Below are 18,009 nucleotides of genomic sequence, written 5' to 3'. Positions count from 1 at the left end.
GTCACTGTCCATATGGATCGGCGGCGTCGCGCAGGCCATCGCCGAGGAAGTTGAAGGCCAGCACGGTGAACACCACCGCCAGGCCCGGCGACAGCAGCCACGGCGCCAGCGAGATCGACCGCAGGTTCTGTGCATCCTGCAGCAGCACGCCCCAGCTCACCACCGGCGGCCGCAGCCCGAGGCCGAGGAAGCTCAGCGCCGTCTCCCCCAGGATCATCTCGGGCACGGCCAGGGTCAGTGCCGCGATGATATAGGAGGTCATCGAGGGCAGCATATGCTTGGTGATGATGCGGAATTCCGACGCCCCCGCCAGCCGCGCCGCCAGCACGAAATCCTCGTTGCGGATGGCAAAGAACTGCCCGCGCACCACGCGCGCCAGATGCGTCCAGCCGATCAGGGCCAGGATCAGCGTGATCAGCACATAGACAAAGATCGGGTCCCAGGCCACCGGCAGCGCCGCCGCCAGCCCCATCCACAGCGGAATGGTCGGCACCGAGCGGATGAACTCCATCAGCCGCTGGATTGAGGCATCGATCCAGCCGCCGAAATAGCCCGAGATCGAGCCCAGCGTCAGCCCGAGCACGAAGGCGAAGGCCACCCCGATCAGCCCCGCCGACAGCGTCACCCTGGCTCCATGCACCAGCCGCGAGAACACGTCGCGCCCCAGCGAGTCGGTACCCAGCAGGTTGATCTTGTCGCGCCGGCTGTCGACGCCGAACAGGTGGATATCGGTCTTGAACAGGCCGAAGAACGAATAGTCGTCGCCCGAGATGAAGAGCTTGATCGGCAGCACCTTGTCATAGTCGTCGACATAGGTGACCCGCGCCGTCTCCGGGTCCCGCTCGCGCGCCAGGCCATAGACGAAGGGCCAGTGCAGCTGCCCGTCATGGATGATGCGCACCGCCGTGGGCGGCGAGAAGGTCAGGAGCCGCTCGATGCCGAACGGGTCATAGGGTGCCACGGTTTCGGCAAACACCGCCATCAGCGACAGGATGGCCAGGAACCACAGCGACACCATGGCCAGCACATGCTTGCGGAAGCGCCACCAGATCAGTGTCCAGGGCTTGGCGGTATAGAGGTTTTCCTTGGCGGCGGGCGCCGCCGCTGCGGGAGCATTGATTGCCTGATCGGTCATGGCCGGTCCCTCCTAGGCGTAACGGATACGGGGGTCCGACCATGCCAGCAGCACGTCGGAGACCAGCGTGCCGATGACGGTGAACACGCTCAGGATGAGGATGAAGCTGCCGGCCAGATACATGTCCTGCATCTGCAGCGCCTTGAGCAGCAGCGGCCCGGTGGTCGGCAGGTTGAGCACCACGGCAGTGATGACATCGCCCGAAAACAGCGCCGGTAGCGCCCAGCCAACCGTGGAAATGAACGGGTTGAGCGCCACGCGCACCGGGTAGTTCCACACCACCTGCCGCTCGCTCAGCCCCTGCGCATAGGCCGTCTCGACATAGGGCTTGCCCAGCTCGTCCAGCATATTGGCGCGCATCACGCGGATCAGCCCCGCCGCGCCGCCCGTGGCCAGCACGACGATGGGAATCCACAGATGCGACAAGAGGTTGATGACCTTGTCAAAGCTCCATGGCGCCGTCTGGTACTCGGGCGAAAACAGCCCGCCGACATCGATCTGCATATAGGCAAAGCCGATCCACATCAGCACCAGGGCGAGCAGGAAATCGGGGATGCCCTTGCCCAGAAAGCCGAAGACAGTGAAGAGGTAGTCGAAGACCGAATATTGCCGCGTCGCCGAATAGACCCCCACCGGAATGGCGATGGCCCAGGTGAACAGCATGCTGAGGGTGGAAATGGCCAGCGTCAGCCCGAGCCGGTCCCAGATCAGCGTGCCCACCGGCGCATTCCATTCCAGCGACTGGCCGAAATCGCCACGGCACACGATGTCGGAAATCCAGCGCCAGTATTGCACGATGATCGGGTCGTTGAGCCCCATGCTCTGGCGCAGAGCCTCTTCCTGGGCCAGCGTCACATACTCGCCGCCATTGCGCAGCTGCGCCACATAGGCCGTGACATAGTCGCCGGGCGGCAGCTGGATGATGAAGAACGAGATCAGGGAGACGAAGATGAGCGTGGGGATTGCCCAGAATGCCCTGTGCAAGATGAAGCCGACCATGGCGTCTCCTTAGCCGCCGCAAGGCGGAGCAATTGGCCCGAAAAAGGTGTTGGAACCGGACAGTCGGCACTGCCGGGGCAGTCCGGTCCCAACACCAGTGGGCGATACGGGCAAGGTGAGTGCGTGTGCCCACCTTGCCGCCGCTCGGGAGAACTTTACTCCGACATCCACATCTGCTGGGTCTGGCCAAGGCCGATGCCGCGGGCGACGTCGTCCATCACCAGGCCAGAGCGCAGGTTGTGGAAATTGTTGCTGACGATGGTCGGCACGGTCTCCTCGCCGACCACGCCGATGACAAAGCCGCTGGTCACGAAGGTCTCGATCATCTCGTTGACCGCCGCATCGGCCGTGGCGATATCGCTGGCAGTGGAGGCCTTGTCCCACGCCGCCCAGATCGAGCGGATCGGGTGGTCGGCCGGCGGTTCGGTGCCGGATTCGCCATCGGTGCTGTACCAGACGTAATACTGGGCCGCGTAGCTGTCATTGCCCATGATATTGCGCGGATCGGCCGGCACGACCGACATGCGGTCGAACGGATACCACTGCACCTGGAAGTTGTTGTTGTCGCGATTGTCGTCCCACTGGGTGCGGTCGATGATGCGCGGCAGCACCTCGATGCCCACATCGGCCAGGTTGTCGGCCAGCAGCTCCAGCTTGGGGCCGTGCGCTGCGTCATTGGCCTCGACGACCAGCGACAGCCGCTGGCCATCCGGACGCAGGCGATAGCCATCGGCATCCATCTCGGTCAGCCCGACGCTGTCGAGCAGTTCATTGGCCGTATCGGGGTCGTATTCGGCCCAGTGCATTTCCAGGTCGGCATTGTAGTAGGGCGAACCGGTGATCGGGGACGCCTGGCGCCCTTCGGCAAGGCCGGAAAAGGCCAGCTCGTTGACCAGTTCACGGTCGATCGCAATGCTGAGGGCCTGGCGGAAGTCCGCCGTCTCTAACAGGGTGCGGAGCACCTCGTCGGTCGTATTGTAGTTGGGCAGCAGCGACCAGGTGGTGGCGCCGATCCAGTTGACCACCGAGTAGTCGCCGCGCGCCTCGTTCTCCTTGTAGAACGTGTAGTCGGCGAGGCTGACATAGCGGCTCTGCATGTCGATCTGGCCCTGCACGATCATCAGGTTGAAGGTTTCCTGCTGCTCGAAAAGCTTGTGCTCGATGCGGTCGATATAGGGCAGCTGGTTGCCCTCCTGGTCGACGGCATAATAGTAGGGATTGCGCACCATCGAGACGACATCGGCCGGAGCCGGGCTCTCGATCTTCCAGGCGGTGATCACCGGCAGGTCCGGATTGGCCCACCAGCCGGTCACCGGGCTCGAGGAGCCCCACAGGTCCTGCCACTTCTCGAGGTTATACTTGGCCACATGGGCTGCCAGCTCTTCGGGCGTGGCATACTTGTCGTTGAACTGGCTGAGATAATGCTTGGGGAACAGGAAGCTCGGGCGGTCAAGGCTCGGCTCGCCCGTCGAGTCCTTGGCCAGGATGGTCAGGAAATACACATAGGGCTGCTCGAACTTGATGATGAAGGTGCGCTCATCCACCACTTCGAGCGTCAGCGGCTTGCCGCCGGGCGAGAAGGTCGGATCGATGGTGGGCGTGATGGCGGGGTTGAGGAAGATGTCCTCATACCAGAACTTCACATCCTCGGTCGTCACCGGGTGGCCGTCGGACCACTTGAGGCCCTCGAGCAGGGTAAAGGTGAACTCGGTAGAGGTCTCGTTGACGCTGTAGGACTCGATATAGCCCGGCGTCAGCTCCATGGAGCCGTCAGCGCTGGGCGTCCACTTGAGCACGCGCTCTTCCATAAGCTTGGTCGGGCCCCAGCGGTCGCCCGGACCCTTGTAGCCGCGCTGCCAGGTGCCGCCATACTGGCCGACCTCGACCGCATTGATGACGGCGGGCTTGACCGGCAGGCGCTCTTCGACCGGCGGCAGCGCACCGGCAGCAACCTGTTCGGCCAGGATCGGCGATTCCTGGAAGGCCCAGGCCGCCGTGGCGAGGCAGGTGGATGCGACAAGGCCGGCCGCAATAGACGTGAGTAGGCGTTTGCTGAGCATGGTTTGAACCCTCCCCGGTTCCGTTATCCGCCCACCCCGCACGGGATGTGAGCAAACCTCTGAAAAACCATCATGAAAATACTTTCATGACTGTGTTACATTCTGGTTGAGCGACACTGGGGCCTTCTGGCGAATAGTGCCTATTTTTCCTGCCTGTGCCGGTCATAGCAACAGAACAATTGCGCCAAAAAATCTCCAAATCAATCAGAAAATTCTTTCACGATGCGTTTTTTCACCAGTTGGTTACATAGCAGGATGGAATGAACGTGCCGAAACGCGATTAAAATGGAATGTTTGCAGCGCCTTAGCGCGATCCACCGGATCGCGACAAAGGGCGATGAAAAAAGTCGTAAAGGCGGGGGATGGTCGGTCAGACAGACCGCTTGGCGGCGATCAGCGAGGCGACGCTGTCGCGGATGATCAGCTGGCAACCCAGCTCGAGCCGGTGGGAGGCGCGCGCCGGCTGGTCGCTGGAGACACGCTGCTCCAGCAGGTGCAGGGCATCTGGCCCCATCTGGTCGAGGGGCACGTTGATGGTGGTCAGGCTTGGCGAGGTAAACTCGCCCGGCGCCACGCCGTCGAACCCCATCACCGATATATCCCGGGGTATCTGGAAGCCCCTGGCTTCGAGCCCCCGCATCACGCCCAGCGCCAGGTTGTCCGCCGCGCAGAAGATCGCCGTGACGCCGTCAAGCCCGTCATGCTGGGTCAGCCACGCGCCGATGGCCTTCTCGCCCAGATGCGGCTCCCAGCCTTCGGCAAAGCAGAAGCGGGCACCTTCCGTGGGCAGGTTGTTCTCGGCAAAGGCATCAAGAAAGCCGTCGCCGCGGCGGCGGATCGTCGCGCGTCCCTTCCAGGTCACATGCAGGATATTGCGGTGGCCCTGGCTGATCAGCCAGTTGGTCGCCAGCGCCGAGGCGAACCGGTTGCCCGGCGTCACGCTGTCGAGGCGCATCGAGCTGTCCTCGCCATTGATCAGCACCGCCGCCAGGCCCGATCCGGCAATGCCCTGGATCAGCTCGGGCCGGTCTACATTGAGCAGCAATATGCCATCGGCACCCGCCGAACGCGCCGCATCGACAATGGCCCGTGCCGAATTGGTCTCGCCCTCGAGCCGCAGCGGCACGAGCTTGATGCCCCGCCGCTCGCATTCCCGCCCCAGCGCCCCCAGCACCGTCCAGGACACCAGGTTGATATTGCTCTGGGCCAGCGTATCAGGCGGCACGGCCAGCAGCACTGTCTCCAGCGACGAAATCGTCGCCTTGGCCTGCCGCTGGGCCAGGTAGCCCAGGCGCCGCGCCGCATCGAGCACGCGCGACCGCACTGCCGGGGAGATCGATGCTGTGCCATTGAGTACATGCGAGACGGTCGAGATCGAGACATCGGCCTCGCGGGAGACGTCCTTGATGCCGACCTTGCGATCGCGCTTGTCTCCGGCGGTGTCCTTGGCCATGCCCAGTCCCCGTAGTCTCTGCCTGCCCGTCACCATGCCCCCGCCGCCCCGCTAGCCGGCGTAGAAGGGATTGGTGAAGAGCCGCGGCTCATCTCCATGCCAGATCTCGAACCGCAGGAAGCGGCCATCCAGCCTGCCACCCCAGGTGAGGCGATCGCCATCGGCAGCAACGACCCCGCTGGTGCCGGTTTCATCGACCACCCGCAGCTCGTCGCCGGCCAGCAGCGCGGTGAACTCCACCTCAATGGGCGAGCCCGCCACAATCGTGTCTCCGAACATGGGCGCGCCGTCAACCGGGCGGGCCATTGTGTCCTCCGGTGAAAAGCACACTACGTTCCGCCCGGCCCGGATTGCCGCCAGGATATCGGCGATCGAATGGCCCGCCGCATGCACCCGGTTGGAGGGCCGCCCGTGGCGCCGCCGGTTCTTGAGGTGAAAGTCGCTACCCCCCGTCACCGGCGCGACATGCCCTGCCACCAGCCGCTCCTGCCAGAAGGCCAGCGCGTCCGCATTGAGCGGCGACCAGTGGCCGTTCCAGATCTCCATGGCATCGAAGGCCACGTCATAGCCGGACTGCCACTTGCCGCCCGCCGAGCGCTGGAAGGGATGGTTGATGACGATGGTCGCGCCATTGGCCCGCGCTTCCGCCATCTTGTCGGCCACGTCCCCGGGGCTGGTGCAGCGCCAGTCTTCCACTGGCTTGTGCACGCCCAAAAAATTCGTGTGCCCGTAATAGCTGGTCAGCTCCATGCCGGGCATGACCAGGATGCCCGGATCGTCGGGCCGGATGAAGTTCTGCGAAATGGTGTTGTGGTCGGTCAGCGCCACGAAGTCGAGCCGCGAGGCCCGGGCGCGCTGGATGGCGTCGACCACAGTCACCCCGCCATCGGAATGCTCGGTATGGCTGTGGATGTCCCCCACCAGCCAGCGCGCCTGCTTTTCCACCACCCTTATGGTGACGTCGACGCGGCAGTTGGGGCCGATGGTGACGATGCCCAGCACCACGGCCCAGTTGCCGGCCAGGGGACCCGCATCATAGCTGGGCGTGGCGCGGTCGGCTTCGATGGTGATATGGGCCCGCTCGGCGCCGCTCCAGCCGCGCATGCGGCCTTCATGCGCCACGCCCAGATCGATGACGCTGCCCCCGCTGCCGGCCGGAAACAGGTAGCTGACCTCAATGCGGTCGGTATTGGGACCGGCCTGGAATGGCACCTCGACAAAGGACTTTTCGCCACCGGGAAAATCTATGATGGTGGCTGAGATCTGGTGGCTGCTCATGGCGCCCTCCCCAGGCTTATGGTCTTGATTTCAAAGGGCTTGAAGGCAAGCTCGACCACTCCATCGGCCACCGGCAATGCCGCCGGCTGGCGCTCCATCAGGTCGGTTTCCGCCGCCACGGCAAAGCCCGCCGGCAGGGTCAGCTGCGCGGTCTGGCGCATGCCGCCCGTCTCCCATAGGCGCAGGATGAGGTCATCGCTGTCCTCGGCCAGCTTGAGGGTTTCGAGAGTTATCCCCTTGCCGTCCAGCCGCAGCAGGCGGGCGACTGGAGCGGCCGTGGCACTGCCGCCTTCGAGCAGCAGGAGGGGCATGTTGAAGTCTTCGGCGGCCTGGTTGACCACAGAAACGTCACCACTATGAACCATCAATGAATAGCGCATGCGGTGCTCGCCCTGGTCGGCCTCGGGCCAGGGATAGGTGGGCGAGCGCAACAGGGTCAGCCGGATCGTCGTGCCCTTGGCGTCATAGCCATATTTGCAGTCATTGAGCAGGGCGACGCCGAAATCGGGCTCGGACACATCGACCCAGCGCTGCATCGAGCATTCGTAGCGCGCCTCGTCCCAGCTCGTATTGGCGTGGGTCGCCCGCTGCACATGTCCGAACTGGATCTCGGCGCGCACCGCGCTGGCATTGACCGCGATTGGGAAGGCCGCCTTGAGCAGCGTATTGTGCTCATGCCAGTCGATGAAGGTCTCCACCTCCACCTGCCGCGCATCGGCCTCCAGCGACACGACCTGCACGATGCGCGAGCTTTCATAGCGCCATTCAAAGCGGATAGCGGCCCGCAGCGGCCCGGTCTCGGTCACCCGCACCGATTCCAGCGCATCGATCTCCCAGACCTGGTCCTCGAAGGAGCGATCGATATCCCAGGCGTCATATTGCGCTGGCCGGTCGCGATAGGCCTGGAGGCGATTGCCCAGCCCGCCCTCGGTCAGGACCTGCCGTCCGGTCACCCGGTCTAGGATCGAGGTCATCCGCCCCACGGCATCGAAGCGCACCTCGATCCGCTCATTGGCCAGATGTCCGGTCGACACCGACAGCGTCCCCTCCGGCGCTGAAGCCGCGATCGGCGCCATGCCGAGCGCCGGCACGGCATCGATCCTGACCACCGAGGTCAGCCGTCCATCGGCCCGCTCGATGGCCTGGCCGGCGACCCGGTCGGTCTCGACCAGCCCGCCCCGGCTCCGCCCCAAGACATTGCAGGCAAACTGCAAGTTTGCTGGCAGCAAAACGCCGGCAAGCTGCCGCTTGATTGCCTCGGCCTGGGTGAAGAACCGCGCATAATCCGCGTCGCTGTCATCGAACACCGCACCGATCGAGGAGCCCGGCAGGATATCGTGGAACTGGTTGAGCATGACGATCTGCCAGAGGTCCCACAGTTCCGCCCGCGGATAGGCATGGCCGGCCATCGAGGCCATGGCCGCCAGCGCCTCGATCTCGCGTAAGGCGTTCTCAGCCTTGCGATTATTGGCCTTGTTCTTGGCGACCGAGGTCAGCGTGCCGCGGTGGAATTCGAGATAGAGTTCGCCCACCCAGGTCGGAAACCGCTCGGGCTCCGCCGCCATCTTGTCCAGCAAACGCTCGAAAAACGGCCGCATCGGCTCGTGGCTGACCTTGGGACAGCCGGGAATGCCGCGCTCCATGCGCCGCACATTCTCCAGCATCTCCCGCGTCGGCCCCCCACCCCCATCCCCATGCCCATAGACCAGAAACAGCTCATCATTCACCGGCTTCTGCCCATACCGCTTCCAGGCGCCCATCACATGAGTGGGTTTCAGATCGGGGCAGTAGGTGGTGCCGATACTGGTCGAGGTATAGGGCTGGGTGGTGAGGAAGTAGGCCGCCACCTTGGTGCCGTCGATGCCCTGCCAGCGGAAGGTCTCGTAGGGCATGCGGTTGGTGTCGTTCCAGCTCAGCTTGTGGGTGACGAATGTATCGAGGCCCGACCGATCCATCAGCTGCGGCAGCGCCGCCGAATAGCCGAACGTATCGGGCAGCCACAGCATGCGCGGCCGCACGCCATAGGTCTTTTCGTGGTAGCGCACGCCATAGAGGATATGGCGGACCAGCGACTCCCCGCTCGAGACATTGACGTCCGGCTCGAGCCAGAGTGCGCCTTCGATTTCGAACTGGCCGCTTTCGACCTTCTGTCCGATGCGCTCGAACAGCTCGGGATAATCCTCGGCCAGATAATCCAGCAGCACGCACTGGTTGTACATGAAGCGGTAGTCCGGATAGGCCTCCATCAGGGCCAGCGCCGTCGCCATCGACCGCGCCATCTTCTGGCGCGTCTCGCGCACCCGCCAGAGCCAGGCGACGTCGATATGGGTGTGCCCCGTCGCGACGATCCTGGGCATGGATGCAGCGTCGGCCAGCGCATAGATCGCGTCGGCATGGCCCTGGGCGGCAAGCAGGCTCTGTCGGAACCGCTCCGCATTACCCGGCCGCAGGTCGAGCACGGCAAGCCCGGCCTCGATGTGGCCGACAATGGCGTGGCGCCGCCCATCATCCTCGGGCAGGAGGCGCGCGACTTCGCCGGGCACCTTGAGGTCATAATAGACCGTCTCGGCCAGCCCATCATGCACCACCAGTTCGCAGGCAAAGCCCAGCTGCCGCCGGTCTTCGATTGTGCCGACCTCAAAGAGAATTTCGAAGTTTTCGCCGGCCCGTGCCCTCTCGGTCAGCAGCACCGTCCGGTGATTGCCATCGACCCCTTGAGCAATACGGCCATTGATCCGCACCAGGCATTGCGGATCGGACCGCCCCATGACGCTGCCGAACTGGGCATCGACCCTGAGATGCACCGCCGCGCCGTCGAGCGCTTCGGGAATGGTCACATCGCCGGCAAACCAGTAATAGCCATCCGGCTCGCCCCAGATCAGATCGCGGTCGACTGGCGTCCACCCCTCGCGATTCTCCGCCACGACCTGGGCCCGGTCATTGTGGTGCGCCGGGCGAAACCGCAGTGGCACCGTCACACCGGACGGCGTAAAAATGCGCTTGCCCAGTTCGGTCAGCAGCACGTCAATGGCAGGAAAGGGGCTCATAACTTCCGTCGCGCTGGTCGCGCGCCTCGCTTTTGATGAAACACTTTCATTGCAGAGTCACCCGAGGATGGCAATTTCCTAGCGGAAATAAGTCACTATTTTCCCGAGTGAATGAAATTCTTTTCGCGACACTAGTCGCTCAGACCTACCTGACTGGCCACCTGGCAACGGGCGGAAGGCCCGACAGGAGGCACTTGAATCCGGCTCCGCTATATTGTTATGTAATATAACAATAAGGGAGAGAGGCTCAGTCATGCAGGGCGAGGCTGTGTATCGACCGGTGCGTATGGGAGAGATGCGCGCCACACTGACGGAGGGTGCGGACGGCATTGTCTATGTCCGCTCGAGCGAAACGCTCGGCCCCTATCCGCGCGCCATGACCGACCTGCTGGCCCGCTGGGCTGCCGAACGGCCCGACCATGTCTTTCTCGCCGATCGGGGACCGGACGGCGACTGGCGCAAGGTGAGCTATGCAGAAGCCTGGCGCACCGTGCAGTCGCTGGCCCAGGCGCTGCTGGATGCCGGCCTTCATGCCGAAAAACCACTGCTGATCCTGTCGGGCAACGAGATCGAACACGCGCTGCTCGGCTATGCCGCCATGCTGGTCGGCATTCCGCATGCGCCGCTTTCCCCGGCCTATTCGCTGGTCTCCAGGGATTTCGCCAAGCTCAGGCACATTGTCGGCCTGATCGCGCCCGGCATGGTCTATGCCAGCGACGGGGAGCGCTTCGCACCCGCCATCGCCGCCGCGCTGGATGCCAGCATTCCCGTTGTGGTGCGCGCCAATCCCGTGCCGGGCCGCCCGGCCCTGCTCTGGGATGATCTGGCGCAGACACCCGTGACCCCCGCCGTCGCCGAAGCGGCGGCCCGGGTCACACCCGACACCGTGGCCAAGCTGCTGTTCACCTCGGGCTCGACGGGCATGCCCAAGGCGGTGATTACCACGCAGCGCATGCTGACCTGCAACCAGGAGATGATCCGCACCGCGCTGGCCTTCCTCGCCGATGAGCCGCCCGTGCTGGTCGACTGGATGCCCTGGAACCACGTCGCCGGCGGCAGCCACAACCTAGGCATCGCGCTCTACAATGGCGGCAGCTTCTATGTCGACGACGGCGCGGCCACGCCCGAGGGCATGAAGCGCACGGTGCGCAACCTCACCGAAATCTCCCCGACGCTCTATTTCAACGTGCCCAAGGGCTATGAATTCCTGGTCGAGCATCTGGCCGTCGACGCGGCCCTGCGCGAGGGCTTTTTCAAGCGCCTGCTGGTCATGCAATATGCGGGCGCCAGCCTCGCCCAGCATGTCTGGGACGGCCTCGACCACGCCGCCTATACGGCGACCGGCCAGCGCATCCGCATCATCACCGGCTACGGCTCGACCGAGACCGCGCCCTTTGCCTTCACCACCACCTGGACGGTCGAAAGCGCCGGCCTGGTCGGCCTGCCGGCCGCGGGCATGGAAATCAAGCTGGTGCCGAACGAGGCCAAGCTCGAACTGCGCCTGCGCGGCCCCAATGTCACGCCCGGCTACTGGAAACAGCCAGAGAAGACCGCGGAAGCCTTCGACGAAGAGGGCTATTACAAGATCGGCGATGCCCTCAGATTCGCCGATGCCAATGACCTGAGCAAGGGCTTCGCCTTTGACGGCCGCGTCACCGAGGATTTCAAGCTGGCAACCGGCACCTGGGTGAATATGGGCGGAGTGCGCCTCGGAGCCATCGCGGCCGGCGCGCCCCTGCTGCGCGACCTGGCGCTGACCGGGCTCGACCGCAACTTCATCGCCGCGCTGATCTTCCCCGATTTTGAAGCCTGCCGGCAATTGGCTGATCTGGATCGCGCCGCGACCCATGCGGAAATCGTCGCCCACCCCGCGGTGCGCGCCGCCTTCCAGGCGCGCTTCGATGCCCTCGCCGCCAAGGCAACCGGCAGCGCCAGCCATATTGCCCGCGCCATTCTCCTGGCCACCCCGCCCTCGGTCGATGCCGGGGAAATCACCGACAAAGGCTCGATCAACCAGCGGGCGGTGATCGCCGCGCGGGCGCAAGATTTCGCCGACCTCTACGCCGAGCCTGCCCCGAGCCATGTGCTGACCTTCGCCCGAAAGGCCTGATGAAATGAGCAAGCCAGCCGGCCTCGCGGCCACTTTCGCCGATGCCTATCTGATCGACGGCATGCGCACCCCCTTCGTCGACTATCGGGGCGCCCTCTCGGCCATTTCGCCCATTGATCTCGGCATCAAGGCGGCCCGTGCCGCCATTGCCAAGGCGGGCGTGGACCCGGCCGATATCGGCACCACCATTGCCGGCTCGATGGCGCAGGCCTCGTTCGACGCCTATGTGACGCCGCGCCATATCGGCCTTTATGCCGGCGCTCCGGTCGAACGGCCGGCCCATCTGGTGCAGCGCATCTGCGGCACCGGCATCGAAGTGCTGAGCCAGGCGGCCGATGCCGTTTCCCTGGGCCGTGTCGACCTGGCGCTGGGCGTGGGCACCGAGTCGATGAGCCGCAACCCCATCGCCGCCTATACCCACCGCAACGGCTTTGCCATGGGGCAGGTCGAGTTCAAGGACTTCCTCTGGGAAGCGCTAATGGACCCTTCCGTGCTCTGCAATATGGGCGACACCGCCGAGAACCTGGCCAGGCAATATGGCATTTCCCGCGAAACCGTCGACCGCTTCGCGGCCCGCAGCTTCGAGCGGGCCATTGCCGCCCGCGACAGTGGCTTCCTCGCCGGCGAGATCGCGCCGGTCGTCACCGAGGACTTCACGATTGAAGGTCTCGAAACCCGCGGCATCAGGCTGGGCAAGGGCGTCGACAGCGTCGCGGTCGATAGCCATATCCGCCCCTCGCCCTATGACGTGCTGTCGCGCCTGCGACCCGCCTTTGGCGGCGTGCAGACCGGCGGCAATTCCTCGGCCATCGTCGATGGCGCAGCGGCGGCGCTGGTGGGATCGTCGGACTATATTTCGGCCAAGGGCCTCAAGCCGCTAGCGCGCATCCTCGCCAGCGCTGCCGTCGGCGTACCACCCCATATCATGGGCATCGGCCCGGCCCCGGCCATTCGCGCCCTGCTCGATGCCAGCGGCCTGAGCCTCGACCAGATCGACCGCATCGAGATCAACGAGGCCTTCGGCGCGCAGATCCTGGCCTGCATTGCCGAGCTCGGGCTGGATGAGGACAAGGTCAACGTCAATGGCGGCGCCATCGCCATCGGCCATCCGCTGGGCGCCACCGGCGTGCGCATCACGCTGACCCTGGCGCGCGAACTGCAGCGCAGCGGGTTGCGCTATGGCATTGCCTCGGCCTGCATCGGCGGCGGCCAGGGCATTGCCATGCTGATCGAGAATGTGGGGGCGGCATCATGAGGATCGAAGGCGCAACGGCCCTCGTCACCGGCGGCGGCTCGGGCCTCGGCGCTGCCACGGCCCGGGCACTGGCGGCCCGGGGCGCGCGTGTCACCATACTTGACCGCAATGCCGAGGCCGGCACCGCCGTGGCTGCCGAGATTGGCGGCTTCTTCGCTCCATGTGATGTGGCTGATGCCGCAAGCGCGACGGCAGCCCTCGCCGCCAGCCGGGCGGCGCTCGGCGTGCCGCGTATTCTCGTCAACTGCGCCGGCATTGGCGGCGCCGGCCGCGTCGTCGGCCGGCATGGCCCGCTGCCGCTCGATGCCTTTGAGCGGATCATCCGCGTCAATCTCATCGGCACCTTCAACATGATGCGGCTGGCCGCGGCGGACATGTCGGTGGCCGAGCCGGTGGACGGCTCGCGTGGCGTGATCATCTCGACCGCTTCGGTCGCCGCCTTCGAGGGCCAGATCGGCCAGGCAGCCTATGCCGCCTCCAAGGGTGGCATCGCGGCGCTGACCCTGCCGGTGGCGCGCGAACTGGCGCGCTTCGGCATTCGCGTGCTGACCATTGCGCCTGGCCTGTTCAAGACGCCCCTGCTGGCCGAGCTGCCGCAGGAAGCCCAGGATGCTCTGGGCGCGGCGATCCCCTATCCCGCGCGCCTCGGCGAACCGGCCGAATTTGCCCAGCTCGTCACCGCCATGGTCGAGAACGACTATCTCAATGGCGAGATCGTCCGGCTCGATGGCGCCCTGCGCATGCAGCCGAAATAGGAGCCAGCCATGCTTGTGAACACCCGCAGCGTCGAGATCGAATTCGGCGATTGCGACCCGGCCGGCATCGTCTACTACCCCAACTATTTCCGCATGTTCGACGCCTCGACCGCCCACCTCTTCGAGGCAGCCTTGGGCATGAAGAAGATCGCCTGGATCCGCCATTTCGGCATTGTCGGCATCCCCATGGTCGATACCGGCGCCAGGTTCCTGCGGCCCTCGGCCTTTGGCGACGTGGTCCGCATCCAAACAACGGTCACCGAATTGCGCCGCTCGAGCTTCGTGGTCGGCCACCAGCTTTTCAATGGCGATGCGCTTGCCGTGGAAGCCCACGAAATCCGGGTCTGGGCCGGCAAGGACCCGGACAATCCAGATCGCATCAAGTCGCGGGCGCTGCCGCCCGAAGTGGTCGAGGCGCTGTCGCGCTAGCCGCCTACTCTTCGTCGAGCAGCCGCCCCAGCAATTCCATCAGCTGGTCACGCGCCGCCGGTCCGCCCAGCCGCTCGATGCAATGGGCCTCGAAATCGGCCTGCACCTTGTTGAACACCGCGATCTGCTCGATGCCATGCGGCGTCAGATAGAGCGCCTGCGAGCGCCGGTCATTGGCCGGCTGGCGCCGCTCGACCAGGCCCCGGCCCTCGAGGCCATTGATCAGCGCCACGAAATTGGCGCGCTTGATGCCCAGCGCCCTGGCGATCTCGATCTGCTTGCTGCCCGGATTGGCCTCGATCAGCGCCAGCGTCGAATAGTCGGCCGGCCGCAGGTCATGCGTGGCGAAGCGGGCGATGAACTGCTGGAACACCTGGATCTGGGCCCGGCGCAGCCGATAGCCGACAATGTCGGTCACGACATCGGTGTGGAACCGGCGGCGGGCCGGCTTGGTGCGCGGCGCTGGGTGCTGTTCGTCCATCCACTATCCCCATTGGCGGCTCGGCCGCTGGTTCCTTATCGGCAAGGCGACGGCGCCGGGCAAGAGACCTCGCCACCAAAAATTGCCGCCCGCCTCATCACCTACTGGTACTCCGAATTGTTATATAGTAGAACAATTATCAAGGCAGTCATACCGGGCCAACCGGTCGCCTGCAGCATCACGTCGGGGTCGAGCATGATCGAGGAAAAGTCCGTTGTGGACGTGCGGATCGAGGGCAACATAGCCCATGTGCAGTTCAACCGGCCGGCCAAGCGCAATGCGGTCAACGACCAGACCATTTCCGAGCTGCAGGGCTTTTTTGGCGCCATCCCCAAGGGCGTGCGCGCCGTCGTGCTGTCGGGCGCGGGCGGGCATTTTTCCGCCGGACTCGACCTCAGCGAACAGATCAGGCGCGATCCGCAGGAGGTGATGCGCCACTCCCGCAACTGGCATGCGGTGATGGGACTGGTGCAGTTCAGCGGCGTGCCGGTGGTTGCCGCCATGTCGGGCGCGGTGATGGGGGGCGGTCTCGAGATCGCGGCCGCATGCCATGTTCGCGTCGCCGAACCCGGTACGCTGTTCCGCATGCCAGAGGGCCAGCGCGGCATCTTTGTCGGCGGCGGCGCCACGGTAAGGCTGGCCGCCATTATCGGCGCCGACCGGCTGACCGAAATGATGCTCACCGGCCGCACCTATTCGGCCGAGGAGGGTGAGCGCATCGGCCTGGCCCATTACCTGGCGCCGGCCGGCGGCGGGCTCGCCAGGGCGCAGGAACTGGCCGGACAGATCGCCCAGAATTCGGCGACCATCAATTATCTGATCATCCAGTCCATCGCGCGCATCGCCAAGATGTCGGCGGAGGACGGGCTCTATGCAGAAAGCCTCGCCGCCGCGCTCAGCCAGACCGGCGCCGACGCGGATGAGGGGCTGCGCGCTTTCCTGGAGAAGCGGAAGCCAAACTTCGCCTGACCAGAGGCCGCGCGCCGACGGGGATATAATTTCGGGGTTATACAAACTACGCAGAAAATCGCTTTGCCCCACGCAGGATGGCGGCAATCATTGACGAAGGGAGGAGCCTTTGGAAATGGATGAAACACTCATCGGTCGCGGTGTGGCCGGGCTCGCCCGACTGACAGCGATTGCCGGCGGGCTGGTGCTCACCGCCCTCGTCGTGCTGATCGTGGCCAGCGTCATCGGCCGGGCCATGATCTGGGCTGGCCTCGGCCCCATCCTGGGCGATTACGAGCTGGTCGAGGCCGGGGTCGGCTTTGCCATCTTTGCCTTCATGCCCTGGGCGCATCTGACGCGCGGACACGCCGTCGTGGCGATCTTCACCGATCTCGCCGGGCCGCGTTTCAACGCCTGGCTGCTGGTCGTCTGCGACGCCCTGATGCTGGTGCTGGCCGCCTTTCTCGCCTGGCGCCATGCCCTGGGCACCATCGACAAGTTCAACTATGGCGAAACCACCCTGCTGCTGCGCATGCCGCTCTGGTGGTCCTATGCCGCGGGCCTGTTCGGCGCCTGCGTGCTCATCGTCGTGGCAGCCTATCTCCTGATCCGCAGCCTTTCCGATGCCGCGACCGGCAGGGCCCCAACCGCCAGCCAGGGAGCGGCCCATTGAGCAATGTCGAACTCGGGCTCTGGTCCTTTCCGGTCATCCTGCTGCTCATCTTCCTGCGCATTCCGATCGGCCTGGCCATGCTGGCCGTGGGCGTGGGCGGCTCCTATCTCATCACCGGCTCCTTCAACCCGGTCATGGCCCAGTTCAAAAGCCTGACCCACAGCACTTTTTCGAGCTATTCGCTGTCGGTCGTGCCGCTTTTCCTGTTGATGGGCCAGTTCGCGACGCTCGGGGGCATGTCGGCTGCGCTGTTCAAGGCCGCTGCGACTTGGCTGGGTCATCGTAAGGGCGGCGTCGCGATGGCCGCCATCGGTGCCTGTGCCGGCTTCGGCGCCATCTGCGGCTCCTCGCTGGCCACCGCTGCCACCATGGGCCAGGTCGCCCTGCCCGAACTCAAGAAATACGGCTATTCCGGCGCGCTGGCGACCGGCACACTGGCCGCTGGCGGCACGCTGGGCATCCTCATTCCGCCCTCTGTCATCCTGGTCATCTATGCCATCCTGACCGAGCAGAATATTTCCAAGCTCTTCATGGCCGCCTTCGTGCCGGGCATCCTGGCCGCGCTCGGCTATATCATCACCATCGCCATCTATGTCCGCGTCAATCCCGAAGCGGCCGGCTCGGCCGAACGGGCGCCCTATCGCGAGCGCTTTGCGGCGCTGGCCGGGGTCTGGCCGGTACTGCTCGTCTTCATCGTCGTCATCGGCGGCATCTATAGCGGCCTCTTCACCCCCACCGAAGCGGCAGCGATCGGCGCCGCCGGCACGGCGCTGATCTCGCTGTTCAACCGCAGTCTCAACGGCAAGAACTTCATCGAGGCGATCCTGGCGACAGCATCGTCTACCGCGATGATCTTCCTGATCGTGCTGGGCGCCGCCGCGCTCAACGGGTTCCTGGCCATGTCCCAGCTCCCCCAGGTCTCGGCCGAATGGGTCACCGCCCAGGGCTTCAACCCCTGGATCGTGCTGGTGGCCGTGCTCGTCCTCTATTTGGTGCTGGGCTGCGTTATGGATTCGCTGTCCATGATCCTGCTCACGGTGCCGATCGTCTTCCCCATGATGAGCGCGCTCGATTTCGGCCTGTCGCCCGAAGAATTCGCCATCTGGTTCGGCATTCTCATCCTGATCGTGGTGGAGGTGGGCCTCATCACGCCGCCGGTGGGCATGAACCTCTTCGTCATCAATTCCATGGCCAAGACCACCTCGCTTGGCCAGACCTACAAGGGCGTCCTGCCCTTCGTCGCGAGCGATCTCGTCCGAACAGCCATCCTGGCCGCATTCCCGGTCATCACGCTGTCGCTGGTGCGATTGCTCTACTGAAGCTGCCGCCCACACCCGTGGAGGCGGGCGTGGGCAATCGTGAAACTGAAACGCGCCTCAAGGCGCA

General features: G+C 64.9%; 14 protein-coding genes. 7 read left to right on the top strand and 7 right to left on the bottom strand.

The genetic code is table 11. From position 1 onward, the window contains the following. Window position 1: 1 nt before the first annotated feature. The 6 genes from ACLI1C_RS16855 to ACLI1C_RS16830 all read right to left on the bottom strand — a co-directional run bounded on the left by ACLI1C_RS16855 (window position 2) and on the right by ACLI1C_RS16830 (window position 9,972). Window positions 2-1,135, bottom strand: a complete 1,134-nt coding sequence (locus ACLI1C_RS16855) for an ABC transporter permease (protein WP_411398715.1) — start codon at window positions 1,133-1,135, stop codon at window positions 2-4. 12 nt (window positions 1,136-1,147) lie between these two features. Continuing rightward, window positions 1,148-2,134, bottom strand: a complete 987-nt coding sequence (locus tag ACLI1C_RS16850; protein ID WP_411398714.1) for an ABC transporter permease — start codon at window positions 2,132-2,134, stop codon at window positions 1,148-1,150. A gap of 155 nt (window positions 2,135-2,289) precedes the next feature. Further along, the gene (locus ACLI1C_RS16845) at window positions 2,290-4,194 is read right to left on the bottom strand and encodes an ABC transporter substrate-binding protein (protein WP_411398713.1); all 1,905 of its coding nucleotides are present in this window, start codon (window positions 4,192-4,194) and stop codon (window positions 2,290-2,292) included. Window positions 4,195-4,564: 370 nt separating this feature from the next. Then, entirely contained in the window at window positions 4,565-5,647 is a 1,083-nt protein-coding gene (locus ACLI1C_RS16840) for a LacI family DNA-binding transcriptional regulator (protein ID WP_411398712.1), read from the bottom strand. Window positions 5,648-5,698: 51 nt separating this feature from the next. After that, complete coding sequence (locus ACLI1C_RS16835; RefSeq protein WP_411398711.1) at window positions 5,699-6,925, bottom strand: CehA/McbA family metallohydrolase; 1,227 nt, start codon at window positions 6,923-6,925, stop codon at window positions 5,699-5,701. Continuing rightward, a complete protein-coding gene (locus ACLI1C_RS16830) occupies window positions 6,922-9,972 on the bottom strand; it encodes an alpha-mannosidase (RefSeq protein WP_411398710.1) in 3,051 nt (1,016 codons plus the stop codon). The genes ACLI1C_RS16835 and ACLI1C_RS16830 overlap by 4 nt, the downstream gene beginning before the upstream one ends. A gap of 253 nt (window positions 9,973-10,225) precedes the next feature. Here ACLI1C_RS16830 and ACLI1C_RS16825 point away from each other — a divergent pair, with 253 nt between their 5' ends. From ACLI1C_RS16825 to ACLI1C_RS16810, 4 genes are read left to right on the top strand one after another with little or no spacing between them, the layout of a single operon-like run. Further along, the gene (locus tag ACLI1C_RS16825; protein ID WP_411398709.1) at window positions 10,226-12,082 is read left to right on the top strand and encodes a feruloyl-CoA synthase; all 1,857 of its coding nucleotides are present in this window, start codon (window positions 10,226-10,228) and stop codon (window positions 12,080-12,082) included. A gap of 4 nt (window positions 12,083-12,086) precedes the next feature. Beyond that, window positions 12,087-13,337: a thiolase family protein gene (locus tag ACLI1C_RS16820; RefSeq protein WP_411398708.1), complete on the top strand. Its 1,251-nt coding sequence runs from the start codon at window positions 12,087-12,089 to the stop codon at window positions 13,335-13,337. Beyond that, a complete protein-coding gene (locus ACLI1C_RS16815) occupies window positions 13,334-14,092 on the top strand; it encodes an SDR family NAD(P)-dependent oxidoreductase (protein ID WP_411398707.1) in 759 nt (252 codons plus the stop codon). The genes ACLI1C_RS16820 and ACLI1C_RS16815 overlap by 4 nt, the downstream gene beginning before the upstream one ends. 9 nt (window positions 14,093-14,101) lie before the next feature. Continuing rightward, entirely contained in the window at window positions 14,102-14,521 is a 420-nt protein-coding gene (locus ACLI1C_RS16810) for an acyl-CoA thioesterase (protein WP_411398706.1), read from the top strand. 4 nt (window positions 14,522-14,525) lie between these two features. Here ACLI1C_RS16810 and ACLI1C_RS16805 read toward each other — a convergent pair whose 3' ends face one another. Then, window positions 14,526-15,002: a MarR family transcriptional regulator gene (locus ACLI1C_RS16805; RefSeq protein ID WP_411398705.1), complete on the bottom strand. Its 477-nt coding sequence runs from the start codon at window positions 15,000-15,002 to the stop codon at window positions 14,526-14,528. 195 nt (window positions 15,003-15,197) lie between these two features. On the opposite strand from ACLI1C_RS16805, the gene ACLI1C_RS16800 reads away from it, so the two are divergent. The 3 genes from ACLI1C_RS16800 to ACLI1C_RS16790 all read left to right on the top strand — a co-directional run bounded on the left by ACLI1C_RS16800 (window position 15,198) and on the right by ACLI1C_RS16790 (window position 17,942). Continuing rightward, window positions 15,198-15,971 (top strand): crotonase/enoyl-CoA hydratase family protein, encoded by a 774-nt coding sequence (locus tag ACLI1C_RS16800; protein ID WP_411398704.1) that lies wholly within the window; start codon window positions 15,198-15,200, stop codon window positions 15,969-15,971. A 115-nt stretch (window positions 15,972-16,086) separates the two neighbouring features. Next, a complete protein-coding gene (locus tag ACLI1C_RS16795) occupies window positions 16,087-16,623 on the top strand; it encodes a TRAP transporter small permease (protein ID WP_411398703.1) in 537 nt (178 codons plus the stop codon). Beyond that, window positions 16,620-17,942, top strand: a complete 1,323-nt coding sequence (locus tag ACLI1C_RS16790; protein ID WP_411398702.1) for a TRAP transporter large permease — start codon at window positions 16,620-16,622, stop codon at window positions 17,940-17,942. The genes ACLI1C_RS16795 and ACLI1C_RS16790 overlap by 4 nt, the downstream gene beginning before the upstream one ends. Window positions 17,943-18,009: the final 67 nt, after the last annotated feature.

This window comes from Devosia sp. XGJD_8 (assembly GCF_046614475.1).
Lineage (GTDB): Bacteria > Pseudomonadota > Alphaproteobacteria > Rhizobiales > Devosiaceae > Devosia.
This window is presented reverse-complemented; position numbering and strand designations above follow the sequence as displayed.

Excerpts from the sequence above, each read along its gene's own strand:
- ACLI1C_RS16850 (WP_411398714.1), bottom strand. The coding sequence starts at position 2,134 with ATGGTCGGCTTCATCTTGCACAGGGCATTCTGGGCAATCCCCACGCTC.
- ACLI1C_RS16845 (WP_411398713.1), bottom strand. The coding sequence starts at position 4,194 with ATGCTCAGCAAACGCCTACTCACGTCTATTGCGGCCGGCCTTGTCGCA.
- ACLI1C_RS16820 (WP_411398708.1), top strand. The coding sequence starts at position 12,087 with ATGAGCAAGCCAGCCGGCCTCGCGGCCACTTTCGCCGATGCCTATCTG.
- ACLI1C_RS16840 (WP_411398712.1), bottom strand. The coding sequence starts at position 5,647 with ATGGCCAAGGACACCGCCGGAGACAAGCGCGATCGCAAGGTCGGCATC.
- ACLI1C_RS16825 (WP_411398709.1), top strand. The coding sequence starts at position 10,226 with ATGCAGGGCGAGGCTGTGTATCGACCGGTGCGTATGGGAGAGATGCGC.
- ACLI1C_RS16810 (WP_411398706.1), top strand. The coding sequence starts at position 14,102 with ATGCTTGTGAACACCCGCAGCGTCGAGATCGAATTCGGCGATTGCGAC.
- ACLI1C_RS16800 (WP_411398704.1), top strand. The coding sequence starts at position 15,198 with ATGATCGAGGAAAAGTCCGTTGTGGACGTGCGGATCGAGGGCAACATA.
- ACLI1C_RS16805 (WP_411398705.1), bottom strand. The coding sequence starts at position 15,002 with ATGGACGAACAGCACCCAGCGCCGCGCACCAAGCCGGCCCGCCGCCGG.
- ACLI1C_RS16835 (WP_411398711.1), bottom strand. The coding sequence starts at position 6,925 with ATGAGCAGCCACCAGATCTCAGCCACCATCATAGATTTTCCCGGTGGC.
- ACLI1C_RS16815 (WP_411398707.1), top strand. The coding sequence starts at position 13,334 with ATGAGGATCGAAGGCGCAACGGCCCTCGTCACCGGCGGCGGCTCGGGC.
- ACLI1C_RS16830 (WP_411398710.1), bottom strand. The coding sequence starts at position 9,972 with ATGAGCCCCTTTCCTGCCATTGACGTGCTGCTGACCGAACTGGGCAAG.
- ACLI1C_RS16855 (WP_411398715.1), bottom strand. The coding sequence starts at position 1,135 with ATGACCGATCAGGCAATCAATGCTCCCGCAGCGGCGGCGCCCGCCGCC.
- ACLI1C_RS16795 (WP_411398703.1), top strand. The coding sequence starts at position 16,087 with ATGGATGAAACACTCATCGGTCGCGGTGTGGCCGGGCTCGCCCGACTG.